6 protein-coding genes and 2 pseudogenes are annotated in these 7,193 nt (G+C 72.1%); 6 read left to right on the top strand and 2 right to left on the bottom strand.

All coding sequences use genetic code 11. The annotated features are described in order from the left end of the window. A pseudogene (locus G3I53_RS33250) lies at positions 1–257 on the bottom strand (DUF4190 domain-containing protein); the annotation flags it as partial. A gap of 115 nt (positions 258–372) precedes the next feature. Here G3I53_RS33250 and G3I53_RS10730 point away from each other — a divergent pair. After that, positions 373–1,500, top strand: a complete 1,128-nt coding sequence (locus tag G3I53_RS10730; RefSeq protein WP_343239760.1) for an adenosine deaminase — start codon at positions 373–375, stop codon at positions 1,498–1,500. 20 nt (positions 1,501–1,520) lie between these two features. Then, positions 1,521–2,219: a glycerophosphodiester phosphodiesterase gene (locus G3I53_RS10735; RefSeq protein WP_164347425.1), complete on the top strand. Its 699-nt coding sequence runs from the start codon at positions 1,521–1,523 to the stop codon at positions 2,217–2,219. Positions 2,220–2,343: 124 nt separating this feature from the next. Here the strand turns inward: G3I53_RS10735 and G3I53_RS10740 are convergent, their stop codons facing one another. Beyond that, positions 2,344–3,783 (bottom strand): gamma-aminobutyraldehyde dehydrogenase, encoded by a 1,440-nt coding sequence (locus G3I53_RS10740; protein WP_164335811.1) that lies wholly within the window; start codon positions 3,781–3,783, stop codon positions 2,344–2,346. 196 nt (positions 3,784–3,979) lie between these two features. Between G3I53_RS10740 and G3I53_RS10745 the strand changes: the two genes are divergently transcribed. The 4 genes and pseudogenes from G3I53_RS10745 to G3I53_RS10760 form a co-directional block, all read left to right on the top strand. Further along, positions 3,980–4,498: an Lrp/AsnC family transcriptional regulator gene (locus G3I53_RS10745; RefSeq protein WP_164335813.1), complete on the top strand. Its 519-nt coding sequence runs from the start codon at positions 3,980–3,982 to the stop codon at positions 4,496–4,498. A 2-nt stretch (positions 4,499–4,500) separates the two neighbouring features. Further along, positions 4,501–5,874, top strand: a complete 1,374-nt coding sequence (locus tag G3I53_RS10750) for an aspartate aminotransferase family protein (protein WP_164335815.1) — start codon at positions 4,501–4,503, stop codon at positions 5,872–5,874. A 234-nt stretch (positions 5,875–6,108) separates the two neighbouring features. Next, on the top strand, positions 6,109–6,858 hold the full coding sequence (locus G3I53_RS10755; RefSeq protein ID WP_164438271.1) for an ATP-binding cassette domain-containing protein: 750 nt from the start codon (positions 6,109–6,111) through the stop codon (positions 6,856–6,858). Continuing rightward, positions 6,840–7,193, top strand: a pseudogene (locus G3I53_RS10760) (hypothetical protein); the annotation flags it as partial. The gene G3I53_RS10755 and the pseudogene G3I53_RS10760, both read left to right, overlap by 19 nt.

The raw sequence follows: 7,193 nt of genomic DNA on the forward strand, positions 1-7,193 counted from the left end.
CCGTAGGGCGGGACCCCGCCGGGGGGCGTGGCCCCGGGCGGGGTCGGGCCGGCGGCGGGCATGGAGACGACGGTGGGCTGGTCGTGCACGGACGGCGGCTGCGTCCCGGCGGGGCCGCCCGCGGCGGGCGGCGTCCCCGGTATGTGCTGCCCCGGTCCCGTCGACGCGCCCTTGTCGAGCGAGGTCCTGTGCTCCGGCGGAGCCCAGGGGTCGTTGCCGCCCGCCGGACTCCCGCCGGGCTGTGTCGCGTCCGTCATTCTGGGTTGTCCCCCCTGGTCGATCGTCCGGCCATGCTACGGCGCCGCCCGCCGGGGGCCGCCCGGGGGCCACCGGCGGCCGGCTGCCACCGCCTACGATGACCGGGAGTCACCGATCAGCCGATCACCCGCGCCCCGCCGCCCGTCGCGGACCGGGACGCCGTCCCCCGGGGAGGACCCCTTGACCGAGCACCTCGTCGAGCCGCGCGTGCCACGCGATCTGAAGGCCTTCATCGCGGGACTGCCCAAGGCGGAACTGCACGTGCACCACGTCGGCTCCGCCTCCCCGCGGATCGTCTCGGAACTGGCCGCCCGGCACCCGGACTCCAAGGTCCCCACCGACCCTCGGGCCCTGGCCGAGTACTTCACCTTCACCGACTTCGCCCACTTCATCGACGTGTACCTGTCGGTCGTGGACCTGGTCCGCACCCCCGAGGACGTGCGGCTGCTGACGTACGAGGTGGGCCGCGAGCTGGCCCGGCAGCAGGTGCGGTACGCCGAGCTGACCATCACCCCGTTCTCGTCCACCCGGCGCGGGATCGACGAGCGGGGCTTCATGGACGCCATCGAGGACGCCCGCAAGGCGGCCGAGAGCGAGTTCGGGACCGTGCTGCGCTGGTGCTTCGACATTCCCGGCGAGGCGGGTCTTCAGGCGGCCGAGGAGACCACCCGGCTCGCCACCGACGACCGGCTGCGCCCGGAGGGCCTGGTGTCCTTCGGTCTCGGCGGCCCGGAGATCGGCGTGCCCCGCCCGCAGTTCAAGCCGTACTTCGACCGCGCCCGCGCCGCCGGTCTGCGCTCGGTGCCGCACGCCGGCGAGACCACCGGCCCCCAGACGGTGTGGGACGCCCTGAACGACCTGGGGGCCGAGCGCATCGGGCACGGCACCAGCGCCGCCCAGGACCCGGAGCTGCTGCGCCACCTGGCCGAGCGGCGCATCGCGCTGGAGGTCTGCCCCACCTCCAACATCGCCACCCGCGCGGTGACGGACCTCGACGAGCACCCGCTGAAGGACTTCGCCCGGGCCGGCGTCCTGGTCACCGTCAACTCCGACGACCCGCCCATGTTCGGCACCGACCTCAACAACGAGTACGCGGTCGCCGCGCGCCTGCTCGGCCTCGACGAGCGGGGCGTGGCCGAACTGGCGAAGAACGCGGTCGAGGCGTCCTTCCTCGATCAGGCGGGCAAGGCGGCGCTGGCGGCCGAGATCGACCGCTACACCACGTCGTGGCTCGCCCGTTGACCGCGGCCGAGGGGCGGCCCGTGCGGCCCGTGACCGCCGTCGCCCACCGCGGGGACCCGTACCGCGTCCGCGAGAACACCCTCGCCTCCCTGCGGTCGGCGCTCGGGCGGGGTGCGGACGCGGTCGAGATCGACGTGCGCCTCACCCGTGACGGCGTGCCGGTGCTGCTGCACGACGCCACCCTGAAGCGGCTGTGGAAGCACGAGCGCCCGCTGGCGGCCCTGTCCCGCGACGAGGTGCGCGGGCTGACCGGCGACGGCGTGCCGACGCTGGCGGACGCGCTGGCGGCGACCGGGGGAAGCCGCGTGCTGATCGACCTGCCGGGCTCGCCGGACCTGCGGGCCGTGCGGCGCGTCGTCGACGTCGTCCACGCCTGCGAGGCGCGGGAGCGGGTGTACTACTGCGCGGGCGCGGCCACCCTGCTGACCGTGCGGGCCGCGGAACCGGACGCCGAGCTCGCGCTCACCCGCACCACCGCGGCACCGCCCCGCCCGGCGCTCCTGGAAGCGATCCGGCCGCGCTGGCTGAACTACCGCTTCGGCCTGATCGACCGGGCCCTGGCCGACCGCGTCCACGCGGGCGGCCACCTGCTCTCCGCCTGGACGCCGGACACCGGCCGTGCCATGCGCCGGCTGATCGGCCTCGGCGTCGACTCCGTCACCACCAACCGCGTCGACGTCCTGTGCGCCCTGCGGAACGCGCGTTCCCCGCGCCCGTAGGGACGCGGGGAACGGGGCGACGGGCTACCGCGGGGCCGGTCGCGCGAGACGGAGCCGCCGCGCACTCACCCCACCGGGGCCGGGCGGCCCGGCCCGCGGCGGGTGTGGTGCGCCGCGCGCCGGGTCACGCGTCCAGCGACGTCATCACGTGCTTGATCCGCGTGTAGTCGTCGAAGCCGTACGCCGAGAGGTCCTTGCCGTAGCCGGACTTCTTGAAGCCGCCGTGCGGCATCTCCGCGACCAGCGGGATGTGGGTGTTGATCCACACGCAGCCGAAGTCCAGCTTCTTGGACATGCGCATCGCGCGGGAGTGGTCCTTGGTCCACACCGAGGAGGCCAGCGCGTACTCGACGCCGTTGGCGTACTCGACGGCCTGGTCCTCGTCGGTGAAGCGCTGGACGGTGATGACCGGGCCGAAGACCTCCTTCTGGATGATCTCGTCGTCCTGCTTCAGGCCGGAGACGACGGTCGGCGCGTAGAAGTAGCCCCGGTCGCCGACCCGCTTGCCGCCGGCCTCCACCCGCGCGTGGGCGGGCAGCCGCTCGATGAAGCCCTCGACCTGCTTGAGCTGGCTGGGGTTGTTCAGCGGGCCGTACAGGACGTCCTCGTCGTCGGGCATGCCGGTCTTGATGTCGGCGGCGGCCTTGGCGAGCGCGGACACGAACTCGTCGTGGATGGACTCGTGGACGAGGACGCGGGTGGCGGCCGTGCAGTCCTGGCCGGCGTTGAAGAAGCCGGCGGTCGAGATGTCCTCGACGGCCTTGGGGATGTCGGTGTCCTCGAAGACCACGACCGGGGCCTTGCCGCCGAGCTCCAGGTGGACCCGCTTGAGGTCCTTGGAGGCGGACTCGGCCACCGACATGCCCGCGCGCACCGAGCCGGTGATGGAGGCCATCGCCGGGGTCGGGTGCTCGACCATCAGGCGGCCGGTGTCACGGTCGCCGCAGACGACGTTGAAGACGCCCTTGGGCAGCACCGAGCCGAGGATCTCGGCGAGCAGCACGGTGGAGGCGGGCGTGGTGTCCGAGGGCTTCAGGACGACCGTGTTGCCCGCGGCGATCGCCGGGGCGAACTTCCACACGGCCATCATCATCGGGTAGTTCCAGGGCGCGACCTGCGCGCAGACGCCGACCGGCTCGCGGCGCACGAAGGAGGTCAGCCCCTCCATGTACTCGCCGGCGCCCTTGCCCTCCAGCATCCGGGCCGCCCCCGCGAAGAAGCGGATCTGGTCGACCATCGGCGGGATCTCCTCGGTGCGGGTCAGCCCGGTGGGCTTGCCCGTGTTCTCCACCTCGGCCGCGATGAGTTCCTCGGCCCGCTCCTCGAAGGCGTCCGCGATCTTCAGCAGGGCCTTCTGCCGCTCGGCCGGGGTGGTGTCCCGCCAGCCGGGGAACGCTTCGGCGGCGGCGGCCATCGCGGCGTCCACGTCCGCCTGACCGGACAGCGGAGCGGTCGCGTAGGCCTCGCCCGTCGCGGGGTTGACCACCTCGGTGGTCCGTCCGTCGGCGGCGTCCCGGAACTCACCGCCGATGTAGTTGCGCAGACGACGCAGCTCGGTGCTCACTGCAAGCCCTCCTGGTGCTCCTGGTTGATGTCCGAGGTGTCCAGCCGTGAGGTGTCCAACCTCTGAGACACCCACCCTAGTCCGGACTCTGACGTTTTCAACACCCCTGGCCACCCCACATCTGCGAAATCCGCACGATCGGGGGTCGGTGACAACGAATTTCATTGATCGAGCCTTGCGAAACTGTCGAGACGTCGTGCACAGTGACCTCGTGGCCAGTCGAAGCGCAGAACCGAGGGACTCCAAGGAGTCCAAGAACGGCGGCGGCCCGCAGCTCGACGCCGTCTCCCTCGCCATCATCGAGCAGCTCCAGGAGGACGGCCGCCGGCCGTACGCCGCCATCGGCAAGGCCGTGGGCCTGTCCGAGGCGGCGGTCCGCCAGCGGGTGCAGAAACTGCTCGACCAGGGCGTGATGCAGATCGTCGCCGTCACGGACCCGCTCACCGTGGGCTTCCGCCGCCAGGCGATGGTCGGTGTCAACGTCGAGGGCGACGTGGACGCAGCCGCCGACGCGCTGGCCGCGATGTCCGAGTGCGAGTACGTGGTGATGACCGCGGGCTCGTTCGACCTCATGGTCGAGATCGTCTGCGAGGACGACGACCACCTCCTGGAGGTCATCAACAAACGCATCCGGGCCGTGCCCGGCGTGCGCTCCACCGAGAGCTTCGTCTATCTCAAGCTCAAGAAGCAGACCTACATGTGGGGAACCCGATAATCGTGAGCACCGACAGCCCCAAGGAACTCAGCAAGTCCGCGTACGACCACCTGTGGATGCACTTCACCCGCATGTCCTCGTACGAGAACGCGCCGGTCCCCACCATCGTCCGCGGTGAGGGCACCCACATCTACGACGACCAGGGCAAGCGGTACCTCGACGGTCTCGCCGGCCTGTTCGTCGTCCAGGCCGGACACGGCCGCACCGAGCTCGCCGAGACCGCCCTGAAGCAGGCGCAGGAACTGGCCTTCTTCCCGATCTGGTCCTACGCCCACCCCAAGGCCGTGGAACTCGCCGAGCGGCTCGCCCACGAGGCGCCGGGCGACCTGAACAAGGTCTTCTTCACCACCGGCGGCGGCGAGGCGGTGGAGACCGCCTGGAAGCTGGCCAAGCAGTACTTCAAGCTCACCGGCAAGCCGACCAAGTACAAGGTCATCTCCCGCGCGGTGGCCTACCACGGCACCCCGCAGGGCGCCCTGTCCATCACCGGGCTGCCCGCCCTGAAGGCACCGTTCGAGCCGCTGGTGCCGGGCGCGCACAAGGTGCCCAACACCAACCTCTACCGCGCCCCGCTGCACGGCGACGACCCCGAGGCGTTCGGCCGCTGGGCCGCCGACCAGATCGAGCAGCAGATCCTCTTCGAGGGCCCGGACACCGTCGCCGCGGTCTTCCTGGAGCCGGTCCAGAACGCGGGCGGCTGCTTCCCGCCCCCGCCCGGCTACTTCCAGCGGGTCCGCGAGATCTGCGACCAGTACGACGTGCTGCTCGTGTCCGACGAGGTCATCTGCGCCTTCGGCCGCCTCGGCACCACCTTCGGCTGCGACAAGTTCGGCTACGTCCCGGACATGATCACCTGCGCCAAGGGCATGACCTCGGGCTACTCCCCGATCGGCGCCTGCATCATCTCCGACCGGCTGGCCGAGCCCTTCTACTCCGGCGACAACACCTTCCTGCACGGCTACACCTTCGGCGGCCACCCCGTCTCCGCCGCGGTCGGCCTGGCCAACCTCGACCTGTTCGAGCGCGAGGGCCTCAACCAGCACGTGCTGGACCAGGAGGGCGCCTTCCGCGCCACCCTGGAGAAGCTGCTCGACCTGCCGATCGTCGGCGACGTCCGCGGCAGCGGCTTCTTCTACGGCATCGAACTCGTCAAGGACAAGAACACCAAGGAGTCCTTCGACGCCGAGGAGACCGAGCGCGTCCTGTACGGCTTCCTCTCCAAGAAGCTGTTCGAGAACGGCCTGTACTGCCGCGCCGACGACCGTGGCGACCCCGTCGTCCAGCTCGCCCCGCCGCTGATCTCGAACCAGGAGACGTTCGACGAGATCGAGCAGATCCTGCGCGCGACGCTCACCGAGGCGTGGACGAAGCTGTAGGCCGCCCGAAACCGTAGGCCGTCCGAGGTTCCGATCTTCCCTTTGGATGATCAACACCGGCCCCGGAGACCCCCGTTCGAGTGAGAAACGGTGGCCCGGGGCCGCGTGCTGTCCGGCCTCCCGGCGTCGCCTGCCTAGCGTGCCAGTGACCGATCGGCCCCGCGTTTCGTTCCCCCGCACGGGGGATTTCCCGAACCGCGCACGGCATTTCCGATCCGAACCGAGGTGTACGCCATGGTGGCCCCACCGGACAACGACGTGCTCTGGGCACGAGCCCTGCACTTCCGCCACGACGACGGCTCGCCCGGGCTGAGCGGGGTCTCGCTCGGCGTCCGGGAGGGCGAGATCCTGGCCGTCGGCGGCCCGCGCGGGAGCGGCAAGACGACCCTGCTGCGCTGCCTGTCCGGGCAGGTCCCCGTGCACAGCGGCGAGGTCTGGTTCAACAGCGGGCCCGTGCACACGCTCGGCCCGGTGGCCCGGGAGAGGCTGCGCCGGGACCGCTTCGGCTGGATCGACCCCTCCCCCGTGCTCGTCCCCGAGCTGAACGTGTGGGAGAACGCCGCCCTGCCGCTGATGCTGCGCGGTGTCGGCCGGCGCCGCGCCAAGACCGCCGCCCTGGAATGGCTGGAGCGCCTCGACGTCGGCGACAAGTCCCGCCGGCACCCCGCGGAACTGGTGCACGCCGAACGGCAGCGGGTCTGCATCGCCCGCGCCCTCGCCCCGGCCCCCACCGTGCTGTTCGCCGACGAGCCGACCGCCCCGCTGCACCGCGCCGACCGCCGCCACGTGCTGCGCACCCTGACCACGGCCGCCCGCTCGCACGGCATCACCGTGGTCCTGGCGACGTCCGACCCGGACACCGCGGCCCTCGCCGACCGCACGGTGTCCCTGCTCGACGGGCGGCGCGTGCGCACCGTGCACCTGCCGCCGGTCTCCGGCACCACCGAGGCGGAAGGCCGGGCCGCGTGCTCGCTCTCCGTCTGACCCGCGGCGCCCGCCCCGCCGTCCACCTGCGGCGCCTCCTGGTCACCACGGCCTCGGCGGGCACCGGCTTCCTGCTGCTGTGCGCGCTCGGCCACGCCCTGGGTGGCACGGCCGAACCGCCCGCCTCGGCGCTGCGCCTGGCCTGGTGCGCGGCCCCGCTGGCGGCCACGGTGTACCTCGCGATCGCGGTGGCCCGGACCGACCCGGCCACCCGGCCCCGGCCCGGCCTGTCGGCGGTGGGCCTCGGCCCGGCCCGGCTGATGCTGGTGTCGGCGACGACCACCGCCCTGGCCTGCACCCTAGGCTCGATGGTGGCGCTGCTGGTCTTCCTGCAC

It is taken from the genome of Streptomyces sp. SID14436 (assembly GCF_010548465.1).
GTDB lineage: Bacteria > Actinomycetota > Actinomycetes > Streptomycetales > Streptomycetaceae > Streptomyces.